At 47.4% G+C, this 25,755-nt stretch carries 24 protein-coding genes and 2 pseudogenes; 10 read left to right on the top strand and 16 right to left on the bottom strand.

Translation table 11 applies throughout. The features are described 5' to 3' along the window. Positions 1-10: 10 nt before the first annotated feature. From FU659_RS14240 to FU659_RS14230, 3 genes are all read left to right on the top strand, one after another. Positions 11-943: an AI-2E family transporter gene (locus tag FU659_RS14240; protein WP_397355724.1), complete on the top strand. Its 933-nt coding sequence runs from the start codon at positions 11-13 to the stop codon at positions 941-943. Positions 944-960: 17 nt separating this feature from the next. Continuing rightward, positions 961-1,491, top strand: coding sequence for a CDP-diacylglycerol--serine O-phosphatidyltransferase (gene pssA / locus FU659_RS14235; protein WP_187274145.1), 531 nt, complete (start codon positions 961-963; stop codon positions 1,489-1,491). Positions 1,492-1,555: 64 nt separating this feature from the next. After that, complete coding sequence (locus tag FU659_RS14230; protein ID WP_187274154.1) at positions 1,556-2,098, top strand: DedA family protein; 543 nt, start codon at positions 1,556-1,558, stop codon at positions 2,096-2,098. Between the two features lie 76 nt (positions 2,099-2,174). Here the strand turns inward: FU659_RS14230 and FU659_RS14225 are convergent, their stop codons facing one another. The 8 genes from FU659_RS14225 to FU659_RS14190 all read right to left on the bottom strand — a co-directional run bounded on the left by FU659_RS14225 (position 2,175) and on the right by FU659_RS14190 (position 12,799). Continuing rightward, positions 2,175-3,323, bottom strand: a complete 1,149-nt coding sequence (locus tag FU659_RS14225; protein ID WP_147948189.1) for a Gfo/Idh/MocA family protein — start codon at positions 3,321-3,323, stop codon at positions 2,175-2,177. A gap of 195 nt (positions 3,324-3,518) precedes the next feature. After that, positions 3,519-4,787 (bottom strand): ROK family transcriptional regulator, encoded by a 1,269-nt coding sequence (locus FU659_RS14220; protein ID WP_187274144.1) that lies wholly within the window; start codon positions 4,785-4,787, stop codon positions 3,519-3,521. Positions 4,788-4,824: 37 nt separating this feature from the next. Continuing rightward, entirely contained in the window at positions 4,825-6,456 is a 1,632-nt protein-coding gene (locus FU659_RS14215) for a response regulator (RefSeq protein WP_147948187.1), read from the bottom strand. Beyond that, complete coding sequence (locus tag FU659_RS14210) at positions 6,446-8,287, bottom strand: sensor histidine kinase (protein ID WP_222708551.1); 1,842 nt, start codon at positions 8,285-8,287, stop codon at positions 6,446-6,448. The genes FU659_RS14215 and FU659_RS14210 overlap by 11 nt, the downstream gene beginning before the upstream one ends. Before the next feature lie 75 nt (positions 8,288-8,362). Continuing rightward, positions 8,363-9,208 carry a carbohydrate ABC transporter permease gene (locus FU659_RS14205; RefSeq protein ID WP_261807819.1) on the bottom strand — a complete coding sequence of 282 codons (846 nt, stop codon included), beginning with the start codon at positions 9,206-9,208 and terminating at the stop codon, positions 8,363-8,365. Between the two features lie 16 nt (positions 9,209-9,224). Further along, the gene (locus FU659_RS14200; RefSeq protein ID WP_147948185.1) at positions 9,225-10,109 is read right to left on the bottom strand and encodes a carbohydrate ABC transporter permease; all 885 of its coding nucleotides are present in this window, start codon (positions 10,107-10,109) and stop codon (positions 9,225-9,227) included. A gap of 89 nt (positions 10,110-10,198) precedes the next feature. Next, positions 10,199-11,488, bottom strand: coding sequence for an extracellular solute-binding protein (locus tag FU659_RS14195; RefSeq protein ID WP_147948184.1), 1,290 nt, complete (start codon positions 11,486-11,488; stop codon positions 10,199-10,201). A 228-nt stretch (positions 11,489-11,716) separates the two neighbouring features. Beyond that, positions 11,717-12,799: an S-layer homology domain-containing protein gene (locus FU659_RS14190; RefSeq protein WP_261807818.1), complete on the bottom strand. Its 1,083-nt coding sequence runs from the start codon at positions 12,797-12,799 to the stop codon at positions 11,717-11,719. Here FU659_RS14190 and FU659_RS38820 point away from each other — a divergent pair. Continuing rightward, positions 12,748-12,876, top strand: a complete 129-nt coding sequence (locus FU659_RS38820) for an alkaline phosphatase PhoX (RefSeq protein ID WP_147948182.1) — start codon at positions 12,748-12,750, stop codon at positions 12,874-12,876. The two genes, FU659_RS14190 and FU659_RS38820, sit on opposite strands and share 52 nt — an antisense overlap. After that, on the top strand, positions 12,873-13,610 hold the full coding sequence (locus FU659_RS14180) for a PhoX family protein (protein ID WP_147948181.1): 738 nt from the start codon (positions 12,873-12,875) through the stop codon (positions 13,608-13,610). Before FU659_RS38820 ends, FU659_RS14180 begins: the two co-directional genes overlap by 4 nt. A 57-nt stretch (positions 13,611-13,667) precedes the next feature. Here the strand turns inward: FU659_RS14180 and FU659_RS14175 are convergent. From FU659_RS14175 to FU659_RS14160, 4 genes and pseudogenes are all read right to left on the bottom strand, one after another. Then, positions 13,668-14,176: pseudogene (locus FU659_RS14175) on the bottom strand (DUF4188 domain-containing protein). A gap of 15 nt (positions 14,177-14,191) precedes the next feature. Further along, positions 14,192-14,827 carry a TetR/AcrR family transcriptional regulator gene (locus FU659_RS14170; protein WP_261807817.1) on the bottom strand — a complete coding sequence of 212 codons (636 nt, stop codon included), beginning with the start codon at positions 14,825-14,827 and terminating at the stop codon, positions 14,192-14,194. A 188-nt stretch (positions 14,828-15,015) separates the two neighbouring features. Then, on the bottom strand, positions 15,016-15,828 hold the full coding sequence (locus tag FU659_RS14165) for an ABC transporter permease subunit (RefSeq protein ID WP_147948179.1): 813 nt from the start codon (positions 15,826-15,828) through the stop codon (positions 15,016-15,018). Continuing rightward, the gene (locus FU659_RS14160) at positions 15,825-16,715 is read right to left on the bottom strand and encodes an ABC transporter ATP-binding protein (protein ID WP_147948178.1); all 891 of its coding nucleotides are present in this window, start codon (positions 16,713-16,715) and stop codon (positions 15,825-15,827) included. Before FU659_RS14160 ends, FU659_RS14165 begins: the two co-directional genes overlap by 4 nt. A 147-nt stretch (positions 16,716-16,862) precedes the next feature. Between FU659_RS14160 and FU659_RS14155 the strand changes: the two genes are divergently transcribed. Continuing rightward, on the top strand, positions 16,863-17,462 hold the full coding sequence (locus FU659_RS14155; protein WP_187274143.1) for a TetR/AcrR family transcriptional regulator: 600 nt from the start codon (positions 16,863-16,865) through the stop codon (positions 17,460-17,462). A gap of 45 nt (positions 17,463-17,507) precedes the next feature. Here the strand turns inward: FU659_RS14155 and galU are convergent, their stop codons facing one another. The 3 genes and pseudogenes from galU to FU659_RS14140 form a co-directional block, all read right to left on the bottom strand. Next, positions 17,508-18,410: a UTP--glucose-1-phosphate uridylyltransferase GalU gene (gene galU, locus FU659_RS14150; protein ID WP_147948176.1), complete on the bottom strand. Its 903-nt coding sequence runs from the start codon at positions 18,408-18,410 to the stop codon at positions 17,508-17,510. A gap of 32 nt (positions 18,411-18,442) precedes the next feature. Next, positions 18,443-19,411 (bottom strand): glycosyltransferase family 2 protein, encoded by a 969-nt coding sequence (locus FU659_RS14145; RefSeq protein ID WP_147948175.1) that lies wholly within the window; start codon positions 19,409-19,411, stop codon positions 18,443-18,445. 22 nt (positions 19,412-19,433) lie between these two features. Beyond that, positions 19,434-21,694 (bottom strand): annotated as a pseudogene (locus FU659_RS14140) (ArnT family glycosyltransferase). A gap of 303 nt (positions 21,695-21,997) precedes the next feature. On the opposite strand from FU659_RS14140, the gene FU659_RS14135 reads away from it, so the two are divergent. Continuing rightward, on the top strand, positions 21,998-22,894 hold the full coding sequence (locus FU659_RS14135; RefSeq protein ID WP_147948174.1) for an FAD:protein FMN transferase: 897 nt from the start codon (positions 21,998-22,000) through the stop codon (positions 22,892-22,894). A 190-nt stretch (positions 22,895-23,084) separates the two neighbouring features. On the opposite strand, the gene FU659_RS14130 is transcribed toward FU659_RS14135, so the two are convergent. Further along, the gene (locus FU659_RS14130) at positions 23,085-23,363 is read right to left on the bottom strand and encodes a hypothetical protein (RefSeq protein ID WP_147948173.1); all 279 of its coding nucleotides are present in this window, start codon (positions 23,361-23,363) and stop codon (positions 23,085-23,087) included. A 287-nt stretch (positions 23,364-23,650) separates the two neighbouring features. Between FU659_RS14130 and FU659_RS14125 the strand changes: the two genes are divergently transcribed. The 3 genes from FU659_RS14125 to FU659_RS14120 all read left to right on the top strand — a co-directional run. Continuing rightward, complete coding sequence (locus tag FU659_RS14125; protein WP_147948172.1) at positions 23,651-24,922, top strand: BaiN/RdsA family NAD(P)/FAD-dependent oxidoreductase; 1,272 nt, start codon at positions 23,651-23,653, stop codon at positions 24,920-24,922. Positions 24,923-25,002: 80 nt separating this feature from the next. Beyond that, positions 25,003-25,167, top strand: a complete 165-nt coding sequence (locus FU659_RS36370) for a hypothetical protein (RefSeq protein WP_222708550.1) — start codon at positions 25,003-25,005, stop codon at positions 25,165-25,167. Positions 25,168-25,299: 132 nt separating this feature from the next. Further along, a partial coding sequence (locus FU659_RS14120) for a transposase (RefSeq protein ID WP_483874508.1) occupies positions 25,300-25,755 on the top strand: 456 nt, incomplete at its 3' end.

Genomic DNA, 25,755 nt, shown 5'->3' with positions numbered 1-25,755 from the left:
TATTCGTAGCATGCTGAACCTTGTTCTACTGACCTTCTTGCTGACGTTTCTGATGAATCGCCTGCATCAATTCAGTAAGCGCTGGATCGAGAAAATTGTTCCCGTTAACTCCAAATTGCTGCTTGCCCTCATATACGTAGCTCTTCTATCACTTTTGACTCTTGCAGGCGCCAAGTTTTTCCCCGATCTGATTCGCCAAATCGCCCAACTGTTCGAACTTGTCAAACAGCTCTATGACGATCCTCAAAACGAAGCAGCCGGTTACGTGACGGCATGGCTGGATAGCTTCGATCTTCCAAGCATGGTGAAACCCGGGTTTGATTTTATGATAAAAATCGGCAATCTTGGATTCCAAGCCTTTTTGGCCTTGATGCTAAGCCTTTTTCTTCTTTTGGGCAAAGAGAACGTCATTCGCTTCACAGCGCAATTCCACACGAGCAAGCTGGGTTGGTTCTCCAAAGAAATTGAATTTTTCGGCAAAAAACTCGTCCAAACGTTCGGCAAGGTGATCGAAGCCCAGCTATTGATCGCTTTAGTCAACTGCCTGATGACGACTTTCGTCCTGTGGATGATGGGCTTTCCCAATCTGATCGGTCTGGCCCTGCTTATCTATGTCCTCGGTCTTGTTCCGGTAGCTGGGGTCTTTCTATCTCTCATTCCTTTAAGTATGATTGCGTTCAGTTTGGGTGGTTTTACGTATATTATCTACCTGGTTATCGCGGTCACAGTTATTCATGCAGTGGAGGCCTACGTACTCAATCCACGGCTGATGGCATCCAAAACGCATTTGCCTGTGTTCTTCACTTTCCTTGTGCTGCTCTTTTCCGAGCATTTCTTCGGCATGTGGGGCTTAATCGTCGGTATTCCAACTTCGTTTTTTTACTTGATATTTTGGATGTTCAAAAATCGGAAAAACCCGGGCTTTCCAACGCCTAGCTTGTAATGAAAAGGAGTGATCTCATGTCGGTCCAAACCATTTCCACCTCACTTAAGACAGCCGTTCTTAGTGCAGGCATGATGTCCATGTTTTTATCGTTTCACGAAAAACCTTCCCAAGCGGTGCTCTGCATTGTTTTAGCGGCAGCATTGGCGGGATTTGACGGATATATCGAGAAAAAACTGCGGCTGGCCAACGAATTCGGCAAAGAGTTCCGTTCGCTCGCAGAGCTAATTACCTTCGGCGCCGCGCCATCCTTGATTGTTTATCTTGTCATCTTATACAAAATGCCCGTCTCCGGGCTGCTGCTCGCTGCTCTTTTTATAATATGCGGAGCACTGCGGCTCGCTCGATTCAACATTTCGACTTGCGTGAATCGCTATCATACAGGATTACCCATCCATGTTGCCGGGTCTATTTTAGCCGTATCCGCGCTTTGGTCTCCACTCCTCTATCAGCGGGAAATGACCGTGATCTTGGTCATCATTCTGTGCTGTCTGATGGTCAGTCGAATTAAAATACCGGCAATCAGTCAAACCAAATCTTATCCATGAAACAAAATTGCCGCGGTCAACGTCGGAGAGTCAGCAGCCACAGAAGAAACGGAGCGTGATCGCCATAGCTTTCCTACAAGATATGATTATTCAATACGGATACGTTGCCATTTTCTTCTGTCTCGCTCTTGGCGTTATTGGCTTGCCTATCCCCGATGAAATTCTAATGACCGTGGTCGGCTATCTGTCCTCTGCCGGACTGCTTCTTCTCCCCTTATCCGTTGCGGTTAGCTTTTTGGGAGCCATGTCAGGTATGCTCTGCAGCTACGCCCTGGGAAGGAAATTCGGTAAACCACTGCTCTGGAAATATGGAAAATGGATTAAGCTTACGTCAAAAAGACTGGAAAAAACGGAGACCTGGTTCGCGCGCTACGGTCCATGGGCGATTTGCATCGGCTACTACATTCCGGGCCTCCGCCATCTAACTTGTTACATGGCAGGGGTGAGCGCCATGAACCCTAGGAAATATTTGCTTTACTCGGGGATGGGGGCTTTATGTTGGTGCCTTATTTTTACTTCAATCGGTTATTTCCTCGGAGCATACGTCGATTTTTCCAATTATCATGCTTCTCTTCTGCGATTGTTTTTCAAGCCGTTCCGTGGATGATTCTCCGGTTGGATATGAATGAGGTAGGGGCCTCAATGGCCCCAAAAATGGTCACTCTCCCAGCAGCTTGCTTGGACTAGCTGTGGTTGACCTTCTCCCAAGTACCCGACTTCACGCTGCGGATAATGGCATCATTAATCGTCATTACCTGATACCCTTCCCTGAAGGTCGCTACGGAATCGGATATCGGCTCCCCGCTCACAATGGCTTGATAGTAATGATGCATCATGTTTTTAAGACTATCCGTCCAGCCTTCTTCATGCCCACTGGGATAATGCATGAATGGCAACGCTTCCTTCTTGAGCTGTTTTGGATCTCTCAGCACGGTCTCGCTCGGTTTGTCACGATAGCCCATTACAAGCTTGAACGGCTCCTCCTGCTTCCACGAACCAGATGACTGTGTTCCGTCAAGATTCAACTCCAGCGCGTTTTTCTTTCCGGCCGACACCTGCGACATGGTCAGCACGCCTCTGGCACCGTTCTCAAACTTGACGAGAACCGAGCAATAATCCTCTGTTGTCATGTTGACGAGTTCCCTTTCCCCATCCGTTCCGGATTGGAACGATTCTTTGGAGCCTGAGGCTTTATAGCGCTGCGGCATGACGATCGAGATATCCGCGAACACCTCAGCTATGCTTAAGCCCGTCACATATTGAACCAAATCGAACAAATGCGAGCCGATATCACTGATGGCTCTCGTCTCCCCGCCATACTCCGGCTCCATTCTCCAGTTATAGTCCGTCATATAGAGCAGCCAATCCTGCAGGTAGCTGCCTCGGATCGTATGCAGCTCGCCCAGATCCTTGTCCTTCACCATGGACTTCAGATGCTGAACCATCGGGAATTGCCGATAGTTGAAATTAATTCCCGTAATCAGCGATCGCCCGGCAGCCAGCTCATACAGCTCCTTGGCCTCTTCCGTGCGCAGGGTCAGAGGCTTCTCCGAAAGCAGATGCTTGCCGTGCAGAAGCGCCTGCTTGTTAATTTCAAAATGAAGGTGATTCGGCGTACAGTTATGAATGACTTCTATCTCCGGGTCCTTCAATAAATCTTCATAATTCCCATAAGCCTTGGGGATTTTCAACATACGAGCGTATTCATCGGCTTTATCTTGACCATTCTGCACGATCGCTACGATATCCACATAGCCTAATCTACGGATTGCCTCGATATGAGCCTTGCCAATAAAACCCGCTCCGATTATGGCTGCTTTGATCTTTTGCATACGCATCTCCCCTTTTGTTTCCACTATAACAAACATACTTTTAACTTTCAATTATCAAAGTATGTTTGTTATAGTTATTAGTTGTGGAGATGGTACGGTTTGACATCAGCAATAGCACCTGATCGGAGCTCAATACAAAAAAGCGACTGCCCGGCACCCTCGTGCGCGTTCAGTCACTCCTTTTGGGATATGCGATTAATCGAGATAACTGTCTATCTCTTCGTTGGTTGCTCCCATGATAAGCTGGTCGATCGTCATATAAGCGCCCCCTACCAGTCCTGCCTGCTTGCCGAGAATCGACTTATTGATCATGAGATTGCGTGTAGCCAGCGGCATCGATCTCTGGTATACGCCTTGTCGGATCGCGGCCAGAAATATATCGCCGAATTCGGACAGCCTTCCGCCGATGCAAATCAGTGACGGGTTGGCGAAGTTAACAATCGAAGCGATGACCCTACCGATCGTGGTCCCGCTTTGCCGGATCAGCTCCACCGTCACAGGGTCCAGCTTAAGCAGCCCTTCCTCCAGATCTTGGATCGTAAGCTGGCCGTTCCTTGTCAGTATACCTGACAAATAATCACTTTTCCCGGCCAAAGCATATTGCGAGGCATGCTTGACGACTGCGCGACCTCCGGCATTCGCTTCCAGGCAGCCCTTATTCCCGCACCAGCAGACGACGTCATTACCAACGTCAAAATGTCCGATGTCCCCCGCACTGCCGGTAGAGCCACGGTACAGCTTGCCGTCATAAATGACTCCAGAGCCGATTCCGGTACCGATTTCGATATATATCAGATTGTCTACCTCAAAATTCAAGCCTTTGGCATGCTCGCCAAGCGCCATATTATTTACATCGTTATCCACATAGCAAGGGCACTCATAGTGCTTCGCCCAAAACTCCCGGATCGGATACTGGTCCCAACCCGGCATTATAGGAGGCGCAATAGGCGTCCCCATGTGAAAATCGACGGGGCCCGGGATACCGATCCCGATCCCCTTCACCTTCTTCGGATCGATGCTGTTTTCGCTCAGCAATTCCTCTACTAACTGACAAACGTGAGGAAGCACCACATCCGGGCCTTGATTAATATCATTAATGGATGATTTCGAAATGAGAATATTGCAGACAAAGTCCGTAATGGCCACCTGTGTACAGGAAGTGCCCAGCTCGATGGATACAATCCACCCATAATTATTGTTGATGGCGTATTGCTTGGGCTTCCTCCCTCCGCTGGAGTTGCCCACATGGGAGACGATCACGAGCTGCTGCTGCATCAGTCGGTCGATATGAACAGAGACAGCCGATAGAGAGACGCCCAGCTCGCTAGCGATTCCGGCCTTAGACGGCGGAAACTTTGCCTTCCTAATTAATTGGAGAACACGCGCTGTCATGGAGAGCACGGTAATTTCACCACTTTCATCATTCTTCCAGTACAAATAATGAAAATCATATACGCTATCCATGCAAAAATCAAGCAGACGCCAGGCAATTGTGGCGTTATTACAGCATTTTGCTAGGCACGACTCCAAACTTCTTCTTGAAGCATCTGCTAAAATAATAAGGGTCCGCATAGCCTACCTTCTGCGACACATCAACGACCTTGAACGAGAAAGAGCCGTCCGGCGGGAGGTCTCCCAGCATCTCCCAGGCCTTATCTAATCTAATGTCCGTTAAATACTCGATAAATGTTTTGCCCGTTTCCTTTTTAAAAATATGGCTCAGATAGCTCGGGTTTACGGATAATTCCCGCGCCGTCTGCTGCAAGGTGATGAAGTCCTGCGCGTATTCCCGCTCAATATATTCCGTAGCCTTCCATACAATCTCGGACCCCCGGCGCTTGGACAATTGATCGTTCAGTTCTTGGAACACCACTTCGTTGAAAAACAGATGGAGCCACTGCTGCATGCTGGATACCGTCTCCAGGCTGTAGATCTGACGAAACAGCTTGTGGCGATCTGTCATCCATCCGACAGGCAGCGTGCCGCCCTGCTCCAGAATCGCCGTACTCCCCAATGACACACATTCCATCAGCACGAATAAAGCAATTTCTTTGCCTGCCCGAATGTGGACAAGCTTCGTGCAGATGTCATCCACCTTGCCGATGACGGCATCCACATTCCGTTGGCGGATGACCGTCAGCCATTCCCCCCGATTCAGAGGCGTAGTGAATACAGCATCCTCCGCATTGATATGCTCCTGCACAAACGCAATAACACGGTTGTCGCCGTTGCTGAATTTTTGCTTGAGCGCATACAGGCTTTCCGAATAAGACAGATGCACCTGGTCCAGACTTTCGTACATTTGGCCGAAAGCCAAGGTCGTGCCGAGCTTCATTCGGTTATCAATAAAGGTCCGGGCATGCTCGCAGAGCGCATAAACCCCAGAATCCGTCATCTGCGGGAACCCGGCCAGAACGACGATCAATTGGTCCTCGCCGTCGATTACCTCACAGTGTGCCCCGGCTCCCTCCAGCGTTTCCTGGAGCACATTCTTCACGGCAAACCTCCACAGCTGCCTCTCCTCTTCCTTATTGAACCGCTCGCCGAGCTGATCAATTTCCGCCACGATGACCACATTCGCAGGATTGAGGGGAAGATTGTAGTACTGGGCCTGGCCGTCCAAAACCTCCTGCTTGACCGACGGCTCATGCATCAGCAGTTGGCGGACGAATTGCTGCTTGATCAGTGGCTTGGCCCGCTCGGCCTGCTCCTTTATCTGCTTGAAGTAATCCGTGCTTTCCGCTTCCCTGTCCAATTCCAGGCGGATTTCCTTCAAGGCCTTGATTAGCTCCTCCTCGTCGACCGGCTTCAATAAATAATAAGAGGCGCCTAGGCTGATCGCGGTCCGCGCATACTCGAAAACGTCATAGCTCGTTATAAAAATAATTTTGGAGTCAATGTTGGACGACCTTAACTCCTCTACGAAATCCAATCCAGTCATACCCGGCATATTAATATCTACAATGATTAAGTCGTACTGCTCGCTGCGGGCTAACTCCAAGGCAGTAGCCCCGTCCTCCGCTTCCTGATCAATCACAAAACCAAATCGCGACCAATCAATAAAATTGGTCAGCAGCTTACGAAAATAGTACTCGTCATCCACAATCAATACACGATAGCACTCAGATGTCATAGACTTTCCCTACCCTTTCCGCAGCAGCACTTTGCCTATCAAACACTAGTGGTAATCTCAAGCGAACTTCCACTCCCTGATCCACTGCGGAAGAAAGGGTAAGCCCATACTCCGGGCCATACCGAAGCTGAATGCGCTCCTGGATATTGCTGATGCCGAAGCTCGACAGATCTAGATGGCTTTGCTCCTGCTGCCAGATCCCCTGAAGCTGCTCGTCATTCATCCCCTTGCCGTTATCTTTTACGATAAAGCACAGGACATCTCTGTCCTTGCTTCGTTCGATAAAACCGGAAATCTCGCATAAGGCGCCCTCGCGCTTTTCCCTCAAGCCGTGATTGATCGAATTTTCGACTAACGGCTGCAGCAGCATATTAGGAATCCGGCACTCTCCTATCTCCTCAACAAAATCGATAGTGTAGTCAAGATGTCGGTAGCGGATTTTTTGGATATACAGGTAGCTCTCCAGATGCTTCTTCTCCTGGATGACCGGAATCAGCTCCTGGCCCCGATTCAGCGAGGTCCGGTAAAAATCGCCGAGCGCCTTGACCACTTTACTGATGTCATGCGCCTTGCTCATCAATGCCATGGAGCGGATTGTCTCCAGTGTATTGTATAAAAAATGCGGCTTGATCTGCGAATACATCAGCCTAAGCTCCAGGATTCGCTTCTGCTTCTCCTCCAGGTTGACCGTGTCCACCAGCTGCTGTATTTCTCCAACCATATCATTGAATTTGTAAGCGAGCTGGCCCACTTCATCCTGAGACGAAATCGGCGAACGTGTATCCAGCTTCCCATCTCCTACAGCCATCATCGCTCGACTTAGCCTGATAATCGGTTTGGTAATCCAATTCGAGAAGACGATCGAAAGCACTAAGGCTAGCAGCAAGCCCAGTATTCCATAGCCGATGATGAAGAGGTTGATCTTCCACTGGTCCTTCATCAGCTCCTTGCTGGGCACCTCATACACAACCCGCCAGCCATTCTTGTCCAATGCCTTCGCCGAAATAATCGTTTCTTTCCCATCATCCCCTATATGTGATTTGCTCCCTTGGTCTGCGAGAATGATGTCCAGCTTTTGTTGATCCAGCGATGACTTCAACCTATGCGGTTCATTGGAGGAAAGGATCGTTCCTCTGGAATTAATGATCATGAGCCTGCTGTGAATACCTTCCTCGTCATTGCCATACAGCTTGGCTAACCGGTTTTCATTGATATTGATATAGATATATCCCAATGTCATCCCATTGCTGAAATTGATAATGCGTCTGCCAATGGAGAGCAGGTTGTTGTGCTGCCCATTGACCAGAAAGGGGCTTTCGAAGGTTTCAATCCAAACCGCTGACCCTTTCGCCTCGACCAATTGTTCCTTCGGGTATACACTAAGATTTTTTTCCGACATATTGGTAATGTTGTTCGTGTAATACATCTTATTTCCCTGAGCCGACTGGATCACGACGGAATCGATGTATGGACTGGACTCGAGCAATGAGGTTAACCCTACATACATCAGCTGCGTATCCTCAAGGTCTTGGATCTCTCTGCCCTCTTCATTCAGCACAGACTGATAGGACTTGTTAATCACGGCAAGCTTCGAGAAGTTCTCAATATTGTTGAACAACGTGTTGATGCTGTTCGCGATGAGCTCGATCTTGTGATCGGAGCTGCGGAGCGTCCGCTCCATGACCTGCATGAAGGTCATATTGTAAAGTGTAATGGTCAGGAACAAGATGCTTGGCAAAATAATCAGCAGATTGATAATCTGGAGCTTTTTGCGAATCGTCAGATTCTGAATATATCTGAGCTTTTTGATAAATTCCCCTCCCGATTCCAATATCTGCATAAATCAAAGAGGAGCCGGGACATGCCGCTCCTCTTGGTATAACGTTACCCGTCACGGTGGAATGAACTATTTTAAGATCGAGCCGGCTGTAAAGCTCTTCTCCATCTGCTCGCTGAAGTAAATGTAAATCAAGATCAAAGGAATCGTGGAAATTAGCATGGCGGCGCATAAAGGCCCCCACTCCACGCTGTACTCCCCGCTGAAATTCATTAAGCCCAACGGAAGCGTACGGAGAGAAGATTTCTGTATAAAGGTGGCTGCCATAAGCAACTCATTCCATACATGCAGGAATGTAAAAATGCCGACAGAGGCAAGCGCAGGTCTCAGCAGCGGTACGATGACCTGGAAGAACGACCGGATAATGCCGTAGCCGTCGATAAACGCGGCTTCCTCCAGCTCCTTGGGCAGACCCCTTAAAAAGCTCGAAAGAATAAATATCCCAATCGGGATGCTTGTGGTGATGTATGGCAAGATAATCGCCAATTGTGTTTTCAGCAGCCCGAGATTTTTCAACAGTAAGAAGAGCGGCACCAAGGTGGCATGAATCGGAACCATGACCCCGGCCAACAGAATCAACATCAGCACATTGCTAAACTTGAACCTCAACCGGGTCAGACCATAGGCCATCATCGAGCTGAGTAATAAGACGAAAAATACCGTCACGGTTCCTACGATGATACTGTTGACGAAATTATCTCCGACCTGGCCCTGAACCCAAGCGGACGAATAGTTGGAGAACAGCCACTCCTTGGGAAGGCTGAAGATGCTGCCGACCTGAATCTCGGAGTTATTTTTAAATGAAATCAAGACTAACCAAACCAAGGGAACCAGCTGTATGATTGCGATCACAAGCATGATGCAATAAACGATATACGAAGTTAGCTTGGTTGCGCTTCTTTTTTTACTCATCATATTGTATCACTTCCTCCTACAATCGCGCGACATTTCTGGCAAATAGTTTATTGATAATCCAGGCTATACCCATACATTGGATGACCAGGAAAACAGCTAACGCGCTTCCGTAGCCGAAGTTCATTTTCAGGAAGGCCTCCTGGAACATGCGTAGAGCGATGACCGTCGTGCTGTTGTCAGGCCCACCGCCTGTCATGACATAGACCTGCTCGAATACTTTCAGTGAACCGACCACCGCAAGCACAACGTCGACCTTCAATACGTCCGCCAACAAGGGAAGCGTCACATGCCAAATCACCCGCAGATTCGAAGCGCCATCAAGCTTGGCTGCCTCGTAAATCTGTTCGGGAATGCTCTGAATCCCTGCATACATGATCAGCATATGATAGCCTATATGATGCCAGACGAGAACGAAGGCAACGGCGAAGATTGCGGTATTGCTGTCACCCAGCCACAGCTGAGCCCAGGACTCCAGACCGATCGAGCGCAGAATGCTATTGATCAAGCCGATCGTCGGATCGAACATCTTGCCCCACATTAAGCTCACCATTGTAGTGGACATGATGACCGGGAAGAAGTAGATGTTGCGGAACCACTTGCTGCCTTTGACCTTCCTGGAAACGAGCAAGGCCAGAATAAATGCAGCTGGAAGCTGAAAAATCAAGGAGAAAAACACAAAAACCAATCCATTGACAAATGCCTTCTTAAAATTGGGATCATCGGTAAACATCTTCACGTAATTGTCCAGGCCTACGAACTTCATGGAGGTAACTCCATCCCAGTTATGCAGGCTGTAATACACGGTTTGAACAACCGGATAAATAAAGAATACGGTAAACAACAGTAGCCCAGGCAGCAAAAACAAACTTAGCACCCAGCGGTTCGACAAAGCTTTCTCCATGTAAACTCCTCCTTACCCTTTAACCAAAAGGAAAGAGGCACCTACACAACGAGGTATAAGTGCCTCTCTACCTTCATTTATTTAATTGTTTATTTTTTTCTCATAATTTGTTCCATCTTTTGGGTAAACTCGGCCGGGGTGAGCGTCCCCGTGTACAGCTTTTGGTTAAGGTCGCGGTATTCATCGCCTACGGCAGCAGGTATCGTATCGTACCAGTACGTTTGGATAAACTTGTAGCCTTTGAAATCCTCCAGGTATTGGGCGTAAGCGTCATTCACTTTTTGGGTCGGCTTCACATCCGTATTGGCGAACGAAGGCTGACCGGATTTGACGAGCTCGTCGTTGATTTTCAAGGAATAACGGATCGCGAACTCCTTGGCTTTCTGCTGCTGCTTGGATTGAGCATTGACGAAAATCCCGTATGGAGCGTTGTTTCTGTCACCCGTATTGGAGAGGAACGGATCTTTCGCAGCCCCGGTTTGCGGGAATTTGACATACCCGAGGTCATCCCCGAGCGCCGGAATCGCTTTGGCAAAAACCCACGAGCCGTTCATGACCATCAGCGCTTTGCCGCTAAAGAACATCTCTCTGGCCTCGAGATCGCTATTCCCCAGGAATCCCGGCTGGAACGCCTTCTCCTTGGATAACTGGATCACTTTCTCAGCTGCATCAACGAATGGCTTGTCCGTGAACTTGCCTTCTCCCTTCTGTGCTTTGCCGTATGCATCCTTGTCTTCACGCAGCACAAACGTATTGTAGAGCAAATCCCCCGGCCAACGGTCTTTTCCCCCCAGCGCAATCGGAATGATGTTTTTGGCGTTCGCCGTCTTGATTACGTTAATCAGCTCATCCCATGTTTTCGGAGCCTGGAGCCCCAGTTCAGCCATGAGCTTTTTGTTATAGACCAGCACCTCGGACTGCTCTGGACGGTATGGCAAGGAGTAAACATTACCATCTGCCTCCTTGATTAACCGGCCTTCCAGATATTTGGATTCCAGTCCCGTCGATTTCAACACATCGTTCAGCGGAGCAGCCGTCTTCGAGTTCAGGATCAGGTCGCGCTCGGATCTGCCGTTGTACTGTCCGAAAATATCCGGCAGCTCATTGGCCGCAACAGCTACCTTAATCTTTGTTTTATACGTTTCCGGATTGATGAACTCGTAGTTCAGTTTGATGTTCATTTCCTTAGCTACGGCCTCAGCAGCGGGTTTGATATAATCAGTCGTATCGAACATCCAGAGTGTCAGCGCCCCGCCCTCTTGCGTCTGTTTTTGCCCTCCATCTGCTGCCGGAGCAGCTCCGTTGCTGCCGCAGGCCGCAAACACGAGCGCGCTGCTGCTTATCAATAATGGCAGAACAATTTTCTTTTTATGTTTCATATGAATTCCCCCTATTTGAGATTATGTCAGGTTTGTTTGGCTACAGTTCAAATTATAATGAGCCCCATCCTTAAAATGAATGGAATATTTTTAGGCCGACTCGTAAAATATTTTGTTCCGATAAAGATGCGAAGCAAAAGTATGACATATACTTTCTTACCTACTAAAAAATCCTGCCGAGCCCTAGGCCCAGCAGGATTTTCTAATTCACATTAAGTTCATATGCTATTACGGTATGTTCACAGCGCTGCTGCTGCCGTCTTCATAACGCGAATTACTGAAAGATTCGGAGGCTGCTTGAACATCCAACCAGAACCAATCCTTTTTAGTTACATCCGTCCATACTGCCTTATCCAGATTAGGTGTTGGACGCTTCAGAAGTGTATTGATCGCTTTTACCGCTTCTGCACGTGTCAGCTGCTGATCCGGCCGGAATGAACCATCCTCATAACCTGACATCAATCCGGCAACCTTCGCTGCCTGGATGTAACCAGCTGCCCAGTGACCTTGCGTGTCTGTGAAGCCCTGAACAGTGTCAACCACATTCAGCTTACTAATCCTTACGATTATCGCAGCAAGCTCAGCTCTTGTAATCGGAGTGTCTGGCTTAAATGATCCGTCCGGATAACCACTTAGCAATCCAGCGCCTTGAACTTGATGAATGGCATCCGCCGCCCAGTGATTATCTGATACATCATTGAACTTCTGCAAACCGTTTAACTGTTTAGGCAGCGCTATTGCTTTTACGAAAATACTTGCTGCCTCTGAACGTGTTATCGGTTGATTAGGTTTAAACGTCCCGTCCGGATAACCGTCTATCCATTTCTTATACGTAAGCGTATCGATGGTAGTTTTCTGAACCTCAATCATACTAAAAGTACTGAATTTGGTAATGACGATTTCAATACCTACCGGATTCCCTTTTGCATCGTATTTTATTACGCCTTTCAGCAGTTCCTTCTCTCCATCGCTGTGCTCGATATATATGCCAAGCGAAGACAAGAACTCATTTCTTTTCTTTGGATCTGATGGAATCTTAATCCCTTTTAACGAGAAGTTCAGTCTCGTCTCCTGGTTCTTCAAGTTCGTTTCAATCGTCATCGGCAGCCCTAGCAGGGCTGCTTTTCCGCTTCCTGCGGCTTGAGTTACGATCTGCGCAGTCAGTACCCGCTTCTCGACTATCTGTTTCTCTGCATCTGTTCGGATCGGAACGAAGCGGACAAACAAATCTTCTTTGGCTTGGAGCGCTCCGGGCAGCCATGACTTTAACTGCTGATAACCGAGTCGTAGTTTACATGGGTGAAGATTCACCGGATGGCTTCGTTTATAAGTTCGTGAGCGCGGACGCGTGGTTGGAAACCGATGGCAAGGCGAATGCTAAGCTTTGAGTGAAGGCTCTCTCTTCGCCGCTGACTTCATCCAAGGTCGCTGGATCGAATTGTCCATTGATCATGTTCGGAAACAATTGAACCGCCTCACCTATCAAGTTCCTGAGCGGATGTACAAATCCAAAGAAACGCTGCTCCAACAATTTCAATCCCAAAGCGATGTCCTGACAGCCGCCAGTGAAGCCGCGCTGATTGTAGGAGCAACTCCTTGCGACCGTCCTGCCGAGCTTACTGTTCATCCGACGAATAAAAATGTGTTCATTGCTTATACACAAAACGATAGTCGGGGTAACCTTCATGGTCAAATCATCCGATTGAAGGAAGGCATCGGAGAAACGTTCGCTTTCGAAACGTTTATTACGGGCGGACGGCAAAGCGGATTCAGCTCTCCCGGTAGTTTGGCCTTCGACTATAACGGCAATCTATGGGTCGCTTCGGATATTTCGCCTGATCAGTTGAACACTGGAGCATGGTCGGAATTCAAAAACAATGGACTTTATCTCATTCATCCTACAGGCTCCGCCCAAAAAACGAAACAATATGCATCTGCTCCAACGGAAGCTGCTTTAAGCGGCCTTTCTTTTACCGAAAATCAAGCTTCCGTGTTTGTAGCCGTTAACCATCCGGGAGCTTCCGGCGCCGGAACAGCTACCCCAACCAGCCAATGGCAGCATCGTTTTGGAAAGAAAGATCCACGTTCCGCCGTCGTCGTCATCACACGTTCCATATTGTAAAATAACAAACATAAAATAGGCCGAACAAAAGTCGTACTACCTTTTGTTCGGCCTATTTTATGTCGGATTCGTCGGCGTTGGAACAGCAGGCTCTCCATCTCTTCCAAGCCTTCGACTTGCCGTCTCTTTTTTACCAGTAGCAGGGGCGTGCCTTCCTGCTTTGCCAGGCCGAAGACAGGCATGTTGTTATACAAACATTCGTACTGATCTTCAGGGACAAGATACGTTTCATGATAAATCCCAACGACCCCGCTCGTACCCACTTTGCTATTAAAGTTACGCCATGCCTCAAGATGGACGGCGCCTTTCCGAGCATAATGCTCCAACTGCTCAAACGACTTCCAATACTGTACGATGGAGACCCCTCGCCAAGATAAATGAAAACTGGCTTCCAGAAAACCCAACTCAGGGTTACGGTACAATTCTTGCATCATAGGGTTCATCGCTTTAAATACCGGCAACCACTTGTGTACGGCCCATAACTTGTTAATTCGCATACCGATCATAAAAACAACGAAAGATCCATCCATTTGCGCCGTATATCGGCCAGGTATCACTTTGCTCATCCTCGAAACGCTCCTTTACTTTTTTAACAGCAACTGAAGATGGGTTTCATAAAAATCCGCAATATCAGAGGAAGCATACAACTGAGCCGTCAAAAATGCCCCGTAAAACACGGTAAACAATACCTTTACTGCCGTTTCGACCGTAAATTCCTCCCTGAGTTCTCCATCCATAACCGCTTCCGACATACATCGCTGGAAAAGTTCAAACATGTCAGGAGTTTGAGCTCCGATTTCCTCATCGCCCGGGAAAAGAAGCCTAACCTCTGCTTCACTCAATTCCGGCATGCAAGGATGCATATTCATTTCTACCAGAGATGATATTAAGCTGGGCATTAGTCCTTTTTTTTCTTCAGACTGCTGCGCAACTTTATTCAAGAGATGCCTAACAGCGGAGAATCCTCTTTTTTGTTCTGCTGCGATCTCGATGATCCGTTCGGTTAACCAAACACGCATAAAGTAAACGAGCAGATCCTCCTTTCTTTGAAAAAAATTAAAGAAGGTAACCCGCGATACTTCCGCTTTCCGGCAAATATCATCGAGCATCACTTCTCGGAATATCTTATCGCCCATTAGAGATAAACAGGCTTCATACAAGGCCACTTTAGTTTTAGCCTTTTTTAATTCCCTTAAGGGAATATCTGAATAATTCAAAATATCTACACCTACGATCATGTTTTAACTTACATACATATTTTAACTTGTGTTAATTCATTTTGTCAAGATAAAGTATCTTCTTCTACCTATCAGATCCTACAATCTTCTCATCATTCCTATGGGCAATAAAAAAAAGCACCGTTTGAGTGCTTTTTTACAAACCTTTCTACTGCTATTCAAAGAACTTATAACGGCAAATCACGTTTGCGGAACAGCGTGATTCCCGCGGCAAAGGTCGCAACCCCAATGATAATCAACACGGACCATGCCAGTGCCGTTTCGGAACGGCCACCAATAATGCCGCTTGGATCATAGAGGGAGAAGTATGTCAGGTGCCGCAACCAATCGATCTTGTCGCTCAGTTTCCCGAGAAAATCCAGACTAAAAAAACCGAAGGTCAGCACAGCTGAAATCCCTAGCGCCTTCTTCTCATCATTGGCCAAAGTAGAAACGAGAAAGGCGATTCCGCCTACGGCGAAGAATAGCAGTAAAGCCGCTACGTTCATCCGCAGGAATGCCCCTCCGTGAAAGTTGCTCAAATCTCCGATAAACAGCGCATATCCCACATACCCACACAACGTTGTAACCGCCATGATCGCCAAAAGTCCCGTCACAAAAACGGCTGCTTGTGTCATTGCCACTTTGCTGCGGGTGGTGGGCGTCGCCAGTAAATACGCCATCGAGCCCTGGTCTACCAGCTTCGCCATTAGCTGCGTGGTGTACAGAATACAAAAAATCGAAACAATCAGTACTAACAACAGGCCATAGTATTCGCCTGAGATAAATGCCTCCACGGTGCCAAATCCGCTGCCGAGATTGAACGCATTCGTCATGCCCTGAGGCAAGGATTTGATCAACTCATCCAGAGCCGCATTATTTCCCGCAAAGCTTGGAAACAGCCAGAACATGAGCAAGATATAAAAGGCAGATCCGCAAGCATAGTTCATCATTCCCTTGATATGAATCTTCATCATATGTTTATAGAGAGCGGAATTCATTGTAAGGTCCCCTTCCGATCGTAATAGTTCATGAACACATCTTCGAGGCTCTGCGTGAACACGTCCAGGTTACGGACGGGGTACTTGGAGGTTTCTGATAGAAATCGAGCGTACTCTCCCTGCACAGCAACTCGTACTCGATTGCCTTCACGGGAATCGACCGTTATGCCGGAAGTCAGACCGAATGCTTCCGCATCCTCCACACGTTCGAACGTCACTTCGAACAGCTTCCGCTGCATCGATTGCAACTCGTGGATGTCTTTAACGGTAAGAATGACGCCATCCTTTATAATAGCCGCTCGGTCACATGTCCGTTCAATCTCAGGAAAGCTGTGGGATGACATCAGGAACGTGGTTCCCCGATTTTTCTCCTCCAGCACCAAATCAATAAACACCTTCTGCATGAGCGGATCCAACCCCGAGGTTGGTTCGTCCAGGATGATAACTTCCGGCTGATGCATGAAAGCGGCGACAATGCCGACCTTCTGCTTCATACCCTTGGACATTTTGCGGATCGGTGTCCGGACGTCGAATTGGAAGCGATCGATCAGTTCATCCCGCCGCGATGATTGCTTCATTCCTTGCATTTCAGCCATAAAATCCAGAAACGACTTTCCTGTCATCCCTTCAATAAACGCAATTTCCCCCGGTAAATAGCCGATATACCGCTGTACCGTTCCCTGTTTGACCCAGGTATCCAGCCCGTTAACATTCACCGATCCCTTATCCGGTTTCATAAACCCCATAATGTGCCGGATCGTGGTCGATTTGCCGGCTCCGTTCGGACCCAGAAAGCCGAACACTTCCCCTCTCTTGACCGAAAACGATACGTCGAAAATCCCTTTTCCGTTCGGGAATGTTTTAGTTAGATGCTGAACGGTCAACATGCGAGGCCACCTCCAAGGAAAAAAGTTATGAAATATTAGTTATATATCATTTCAAAACTCATGTTACGCCTGAATGTTCATGCCGTCAATACTTTTGAAATATATTTATGCTATAATTTCATTATTCCTAAAAAACGGGTGATACGAATGAATGGCTTCGAAAAAAGAGCTCAACAAAAAAAAGAAAAAATCATGCGCTCCACCTTGGACCTGCTAAAAACGTCCGATCCAAGTAAACTTCGGATAGCTGACATTGCTGAGGCAGCAAGTGTGTCGCAGGTGACGATCTATAACTATTTTGGCAGCAAAGAAGCTTTGGTTCGGGAAGTATTCAAAGACTATATGTGGACGGCTATAAAGGAGTTTGAGACGTTTCTGGCAGGGGAACACTCGCTGAAGGAGAAGGTTGAATATATCGTTTTCCAGAAAAAAAAATCGTCCAAAACCTTCGATCCTCAGGTCATGAAGCAGCTCTGGCGGGATGATCCCGAGATGGTACGGTTCGTTAAAGAGGAATACATGGCCAAGGGCATTCCACTCGTGATGCGGCTCATTGAAGACGGCAAGAAAAATGGTGAGATATCCAAGGCACTTTCCACGAACACCATCATGATGTATATGCAAATGTTGACGAATCAGGCGGATACGATGTTGGATTATGCGGAAGAGCACGGAAATATGGACATGTTAATTGAGGAGATGGTTCATTTGTTTTTCTATGGGGTGGGTAGTAACCCGAATCCCTAGCTAAAAGCCGTATCCATAACGGACACGGCTCCCTAACCCCCTCATCTACACCACACGGCGTCTGCGTTTCTCCTTTCCCAGCTCCTTCTGTACCAGCATATCCAAATAAGCAAGCAGCTGTGGACGAAGCTCCTCTCGTTGCAGTCCCAGCTCGACGATGGCTTTCATGTAGCCGAATTTATCCCCGATATCATAGCGATCTCCTGTGAGCTCAAGGGCCATTAAGCCTTCCTGCAAGCACATCTTGCGCAGCGCATCCGTCAGCTGATATTCATTCCCTGCTCCACGTTCAATGGTGTGCAGGACTTCAAAAATGCTTGGTTTCAAAATATATCGTCCCATAATCGCCATGTTCGAAGGCGCTTGGTTCGCAGCCGGTTTTTCCACCAAGTCACTGACCTGATAGGTACGATTATACGAAGCGCCTGCGGCGATAATGCCGTATTTGCTAACGTCTGCCGGAGGGACTTGCTGTACGCCTACGACCTGTTTGTTCGTGGATTCAAAGACCTCCATCATTTCTAATAAAGCAGAAGTTTCGGAGTTCATAATGTCGTCTCCCAGCAGAACAGCGAAAGGCTCATCTCCAATAAAAGATTCGGCGCACAGAATCGCATGTCCCAGACCTAGCGGTTCTTTTTGCCGGATGAAATGGATATTAGCCATATTTGAAATGTCTTGAATTTCCCTAAGCAGCTCTAATTTTTCTTTTTCAAACAGTGTCTGTTCCAGTTCCACAGATTTATCAAAGTGATCTTCAATCGATTTCTTGTTGCGTCCTGTGACAATGAGGATCGTCTCTATCCCGGCTTGCACAGCTTCTTCAACGATATATTGAATGGCCGGTTTGTCGACGATCGGCAGCATTTCTTTCGGCTGTGCTTTCGTTGCGGGTAATATTCTTGTCCCTAGTCCTGCTGCTGGTATTACTGCTTTGCGAATTCTCATTTTCTACCACTCCTATCCATTTTAAATGTTGTTTAAACGATCGTTCTGATTCTGCGTTCTTTCTTCTTCATGCCATGACAGTCGCGAACGATATAGAGAGGGCGGCCTTTGGATTCATCATAAATACGTCCGATGTACTCACCGACCACACCAAGAATAATAAGAATAAATCCACTAAAGAACAGTTGAATAATCGCTATGGCATTCCAACCGGCAACGGCGGTATCGGTAAAAAGCTTTAGATATAGTACAACCAACAGATACGCAAAGCCAGATACGGAGAGTGCGCCTCCGAGATAGGTAGCCAATTTCAAAGGTTTAATGGAAAAAGAGGTAATGCCGTCCATGCTCAGCTTGAGCATTTTCTTCAAGGGATACTTGGTTTCCCCAGCCGCACGCTCATCTCGCACATATTCAACGGCTGTTTGGCGAAAACCAACCCAGGAAACGAGGCCGCGGACGAAGCGATTTTTTTCCGTTAAGCGGCGCATCTCGCCACAAACCTTGCGATCCATGAGGCGAAAATCTCCGGTATCGACCGGAATAGCGATATCTGTTGAAGCTCGCAGGATGCGGTAGAACAGGTGAGCCGTCTGTTTTTTGAAGAAGGTTTCCCCCATTCGCTTCATCCGCTTGGCGTAAACAACATCGTAGCCTTCTTTCCACTTTGCAATCATTTCCAAAATAAGCTCAGGTGGATCTTGGAGATCGGCGTCGATGACGACGACGGCATCTCCACTGGCATAATCCATGCCTGCTGTGATTGCAATCTGATGACCGAAGTTACGGGAGAAGTTAATGAGTTTAACGCATTCATCATTCTCGCTAAAGCCTTGTATCATCGCTGCCGTATTGTCACGACTGCCATCATTGATGAACAGCAGTTCATAGGCCGCTTCCGTTTGGTTCATGACTTCTTTAAGGCGTAAATAGGTTTGAGTAATGACGGCTTCTTCGTTAAAAACGGGAACGACGATAGAGTAACGCACATGTTCGATCATAGTTGGTTTCCTCCTTCAGTTTTTATAAGGAATCATAGTTGATGACATATAACGTATTGGAACCACCCATACCGCCGCCCATTGGACTACCTTGACCTTGGCCATCTTGACCGCCATCCATACGTCTGCCATCTTGATTTTGCCCATCATTCGCTTGTTTCGCAGTTTCCTGCTGAACGGAATAATCTTGCGTTTGTTCCTGGACCATCTGATCGCCTTGAGACAATTGGGTCGTCGTTGACTGATATTCGGTCTTCGGAACTTCTGTACTGTGCTCCTTAATCCAAGTGGTCACTTCTGAGCTGGTTCCGCCACCTCCCCCGCCAAAGCCACCAGAAGAAATAAGGAAAAACTTAATTTCTTTATTGGCAACCATCTGCTTCAGCTTATCTACGGTGAGGATCGGGTCTGAGCCTGAGAATCCGCCCATGGCCATCACGGCTTTACCCGTTTGTATAATATATGAGGAAGCTTCTGTTGCCCTGGAAACGCCGAACAAATACGTCTCACCTGTGTTATTTTTCGTTACATAATCGAGTAATTGGCTATTGACTTCACTCGACCCTCCCATCCGAGAAAAACCGCCGCCTGGACTTTGTTTCAGGTTAGGTCCCGCCTCAGGCAGCATGCTGTTGCCACCATACAGCAGGGGAGTCGCTGCCCAATAGAGCGGCGCCGCCAGCAAGGCCAATATGCCAAGGATTGCGGCCATATGAGCAAGTTTTTGCTTCTTAGCAGCAATCACTAGAATAAGTGTCGCCACCGCTCCGGCTGCGCCAACTCCAATTGCCCATCCAGAACCGATCGTTCCGTTATATGGTGTAAGAATATAGACTTCAAAAGCTGTCGTAATCGCAACTGCCGCAGGCAGCAGCCATTTTCTCCAGCTCGTTCTGTCCTGATAAAGATGCCATAGCTCGGTCCAACCCGCTCCAACGAGAGCTGCAATCGGCGCTGCCAACATAATTAAATAGTATTGGTGAAAAAATCCGGCAACACTGAAGAACGCCGCCGCAGGAAGCAGCCATGCTATCCAAAATAGGGTTTCGAACTGTTTATCCGTGAGCTTCGTTTTCCTGCGTATTCCCATTAGGAGCGCTAACGCGCCTAACACCGCGAAAGGGAGAAGCCAAGAAATTTGACCAGATAGAGCGGATTGGAACAGTCTTAACGGACCTGCTGTGCCTGTGTTGAAAGCACCTCCGACGCCTTGCCCTCCGGGCCGACCCCCTTGGCCATCATCACCAAATCTACCGCGTAGACCATCATCCGGAGGAGCTTGCCCTTTTCCGGCAAATCCCGTTTGACCTCCCTGCACCGTATTCGTGCCATCACTTTTGCTTCCATCTTCCTGAACGATATTGGCTCCATCATCATTCGTACTATTTGGAACGACTTCGTTGCTATCCGTAATCCTACTCACAGAATGGCCATCACGGCTGTCCTCTTGCTGCATTTGACTGCTGTTAGGTCTGGCGCCACCGCCTTGGCCTTTATCGCCTGTTAAACGGGATACACCATTATAGCCAAAGGCTAGCTCCAAAACGGAATTTGTCTGGCTGCTGCCCATATAAGGACGTTTGTCCTGCGGAATAGAATCTACAATAACAGCCCAAGATAACGAAAGGACGATAAGAACAGCCGTGGAACCTGCCAGCACTTTCAGCTTACTTTTCCAATTCACCTTACTTGCAAATAAGTAGAACAAATAAAAAGCCGGAATAACCATATAGGCCTGCAGCATTTTCATATTAAACGCAACACCAATCATGCCAAAGGCCGCTGCAACCCACCCCCACTTGCTGCCGCGAATCCCTCGGAAGAGCATCCATGTGGCAAGCACAAGGGTAAATACGAGCATGCTGTCCACATTATTCGTGCGGCTCACAGCCGCGGCAATAGGGGTACAAGCAAAGGCTAAGCTTGCCAGTCTAGCTGACGTTTTGCCAAAGGTAGGCTTGATCAGGAAGTACATAAGTAACACGGAGCCAACACCCGCTAATGCTTGCGGCAGAATGACGCTCCAACCATGCACGCCGAATACATATGCACTAAGGGTCTGAACCCAGAATGTAACCGGCGGTTTATCTACCGTCACATAACCAGCTGGTCAAATGAAGCAAAAAAGAAGTTATGAAAGTTTTGCAGCATACTCGTTACTGCCGCGGTGTAGTAGCCATTTACAGTTTGATCTTTCCAAATGCCGTACATATTTAGGATAGCTGCCAGTAAGGCTATAGCAACGAGGATAAAGTCGATTCTTTTTCTTTTCGGTTTAGACATCTTATTATGCACGCCCCTTTATAGGTTCAGTTTTATAGGTTCAGTGGTCGGAGGTGTTTACCTCCTTCGCTTACCAAACACTTTATCCACCCATCCTGAATCTAAGCTGAATGCCTACTGAGCATTTTACGAAAGCTTTCTGAGGTCTTGCTGAATCAGCGAAACATCTGTTGAGGTTTACGAATGGCTTACAAAAATGCTTATTTTTCAGTATTCTTTCAGCAAACTATCAATTCCATCTCAGATAACTTTTCTATAATAAGTTCATCATCTTAAGGTCGCGAAAGAAAAGAGGAGAACCTTATGGAACCTATCACATCATCTTTGCAAACATTTCATTTTAATACCATGGGGTCCGATATTGAAATGCTGCTCCGCTGTGAGAATCAAGATACATCTTTAATTGAAAAAATTGCCTTCGATTGGTTTCATAATGTCGAGAAACGCTTCTCACATCTGCTGGCAGATAGCGAAATCAGTTTACTGAACACGCTGGCTGGTGAACATTGTATGGTATCCAATACCATGCTGGAAGTGCTCTTTTTAGCAGAAACTTATCAAGCCGTAACGGACGGGATCTATACACCTCTCCTGCAAAATGGCATGTCAAGCACACCGGAAAGTGCGCCTTCTTCTTTAGAATGGCAAGTAGATCCGCTTATGAAATCCATTAAACTTCCTACCCATACAAGCATTCATTTAAAAGGGATCGAGAACAGTTGGTCGGTCAAAAAATTTGCTGATTATTTGCGCAAGACGATGGAACTCAAGCAAGGTCTTATTTTGGCCGGAGGAGATATTACCGTTTGGGGAAGAGGGTATGACAAGCTAGATCCTTGGATCATCGGTATCCAAAATCCGTGGAATCATAACGCTAAGCTGGGCGCTGTCGCCATGCCCGAGGGCTCCTTGTCGACGTACAGTCACTTTGAGGAAAAAGGGCTTTCCCCTACAAATGATGTCGTTCAGTCCACGGTTGCAGGTATTGACATCGTAGAGTGCCAGGTCTGGGCAAGAGTGCTTTGCACACTGGGCGTCGAGCAAGGACTTGCGCTTCTAGCCAAGCGCACCTCCGTCTGCGAAGCCATCATGCTTTCATCGAAGCATGAGCTTCACTACTTCGGTAGAGAAGCATCGCTTAGTCGGAGATGGCTCGACCTGCACATTGACCACTATCATTTTCAGGATAAGGTTTCCTGAACGTTATCCACAAATAGTCCAATTTTACCCACAGACACTTTCCTATTTACCCACAAAAAACCATAATCTATTAACAACTTATCCACAGACTGTGCGTATCTTTTAAATATTCACTCTTTTCCAACAAAAAAAGCGATAAAACCACTGGATTCTAAAATCCTAAGGTGTTATCGCTTTTTGAGCTTTTTGACTATACTTGAATATTTAATAAAGAAGCTGCTTCTAAGTTGAGTTCATGATTCGTGCTGTATGTACGCTTCAGCAGCTCTTGCCACTTCGCCGCAGTCTCGGTTTCTACACTTGCCGTGCTTGTTTCTTTGGCAGTGCTGGTATTATCAGTTGCATGAACAACCAGGCTTTCGCTGGCCGTATTGCTCACATTCTTTAAACTGTTAGCAAGTTTTTTGCTGGCTGCACTTAAGGTACTACTGTTGCTGCTACTATCATCATCGTCATCTTCATCGTTCAATAAGCTAAGCAGGGTATCTAATTTGCTTTTGTCCGTTGATGAAGTTGAATCTGCGCCACCCGGACCGACAGGTCCACCGGGTCCGCAGGGAGGTCATGTGCGCTTCATCCCCTTCCCGAATGTTCATACATCCCTCATCATAGTGAAGTCACATGAACTACAAATGAACGTAAATTGAACGTTTGCTGAAACCGACAGGAGTTAAACTATCGGTTTCAGGTTCACTTTGCATAGGCTATCACGCATGCTATGATGGAACAAAATAAATAGGTAGGGGCTTTATACGAATGAACTATGATGTCATTGTAATTGGCGGAGGCTCTGCCGGACTTATGGCGAGCATTGCCGCAAGTGTGGAAGGTGCCAACGTTCTGCTCGTTGACAAAGGTGAAAAGCTGGGGCGCAAGCTTGGCATATCCGGCGGAGGCAGATGCAACGTAACGAACAACAAAGAAATGGATGAACTCATCAAACATATACCTGGCAATGGGCGCTTTCTCTACAGTGCTTTTACCCAGTTCAGTAATAAGAACATTATTGATTTCTTTGAAAATCTGGGCATCCGCCTAAAGGAAGAAGATAACGGCAGGATGTTCCCCGTAAGCGATAAAGCAAAGACCGTTGTCGATGCGCTTATCGGACAAGTGCGTAAACAGGGTGTAGACATCAGGACCAATAGTCCGGTCAGCAAGGTCCTCTATCGAGATGGCAGCGTCCAAGGCATCCGATTGCAATCCGGTGAAACCATTCATAGTGCAGCCGTTATTATCGCATCCGGAGGCTGCTCCGTGCCGCATACCGGCTCAACCGGTGACGGCTATGCTTGGGCGCAAGATGGCGGGCATACCATCACCCCCCTTTTCCCAACCGAGGTTCCGCTAACATCGAAAGAGCCTTTCATTCGCAGCCGCGACCTGCAAGGACTTTCTTTACGTGACGTTACCTTAACCGTGTGGAACGCCAAAAACAAAGCCATCATCGCCCACCGCGGCGATATGCTGTTCACTCATTTCGGCTTATCAGGTCCGATTGCTCTGCGCTGCAGTCAATTCGTTGTAAAAGAGATCGCCAAATCAGAGCGTAAGCAAGCGCTTGTCACGATAGACCTTTTTCCTGATCAAAGCATGGACGAGTTGGTCCATCAAACCATGGCTCTCGTCAAGTCAGAGGCTAAGAAAGCCATTAAAAATGTGCTCAAAAGCATTCTATCTGAGCGTCTCATCCCTATCCTATTGGAGAAGTCAGCCTTGGATGATCAGCTCACCTACGACAACATTCCCAAGCAGAATTGGCTGGAGCTCTGCAAGCTGCTGAAAGCCTTCCCTGTGGTCATCCAAGGAACTCTCTCTTTAGAGGAAGCGTTCGTCACAGGCGGTGGCGTTCATCTCAAGGAAATCGACCCAAGCACGATGCAATCCAAGCTGGTTCATGGCCTATACTTCTGCGGCGAAATCCTCGATATTCATGGCTATACCGGGGGGTATAACATAACTGCCGCTTTCTCAACAGGTTATATGGCTGGCAAAAGCGCAGCAGAAGCAATTGTCGAGTATTCGTAGCAACAGTCATATCAATGATATAGCCAACGGTGCTTCCGTCATAAGCAGCTATAGTTACGCCTACTAGCCACTCATATGCTTTGGCATCTTTTTGTATAGCCGCTTTTCTCTCCCTTTCCTTCGCTGTAAGCACAATTTTCGTGCTTACAGCGCCGCTGACGGGACTCTCGCCTTCCGAAACGCTGAAAATCAGCGTTACAGCTCAGCATACCGCCGTTCTCCCACTAGCCTTGCACCAAACCTGACATGAAAATAATAAATTTAATAATTTACCAAATTATGAATATAGTGGTCGTTTTTCTCTGGTAAGACATAAAAAAATCCCCTAATGTTAAGGAATAGGCATGTTACCCATTCCTCATCAAAAGGAGAATCGCATGGGTATCGTACCAGAAAATACTGTCATTAGTCAATGTCTTCAATTGTTAGATTTACCAGAAGTAATCTGCGATATATTGGATTATCGGACTCAGAAACTTACCGTTCGAGGTGCCATCCTGCTTTTCATCGAAGCTCAATTAGCTAGGCGTGAAGAGCCTGCTGCCATTGAAGAGCATTTGCGCTCAAACGAAAATTTGCAGGCTCTTGTAGGAACAAAGTCGATTAGCGCCTCACGTTTCTCGCGCAAATTAAACGAGTTGCCTACGTTTTTGCTACAGTATGCTTTTCAAGAAATCAATCGGCGTATTGGGCAAGCTTTGCAAGAATCATCCCACCATGTACACGACTTAAAAAAGCTAACAATAATCGACTCCACCACCATCTCTTTGCCTGACTTTCACGGTCAGTGGGGATACTGCAGCAAAACGCAAAATAGCGTTAAAATGCATACC

The sequence above is a fragment of the Paenibacillus sp. N3.4 genome, from assembly GCF_008017805.1.
In the GTDB taxonomy this organism is placed as follows: domain Bacteria; phylum Bacillota; class Bacilli; order Paenibacillales; family NBRC-103111; genus Paenibacillus_E.
The sequence above is the reverse complement of the archived record's forward strand: the minus strand, read 5'-3'. Positions and strand labels throughout refer to the sequence as shown.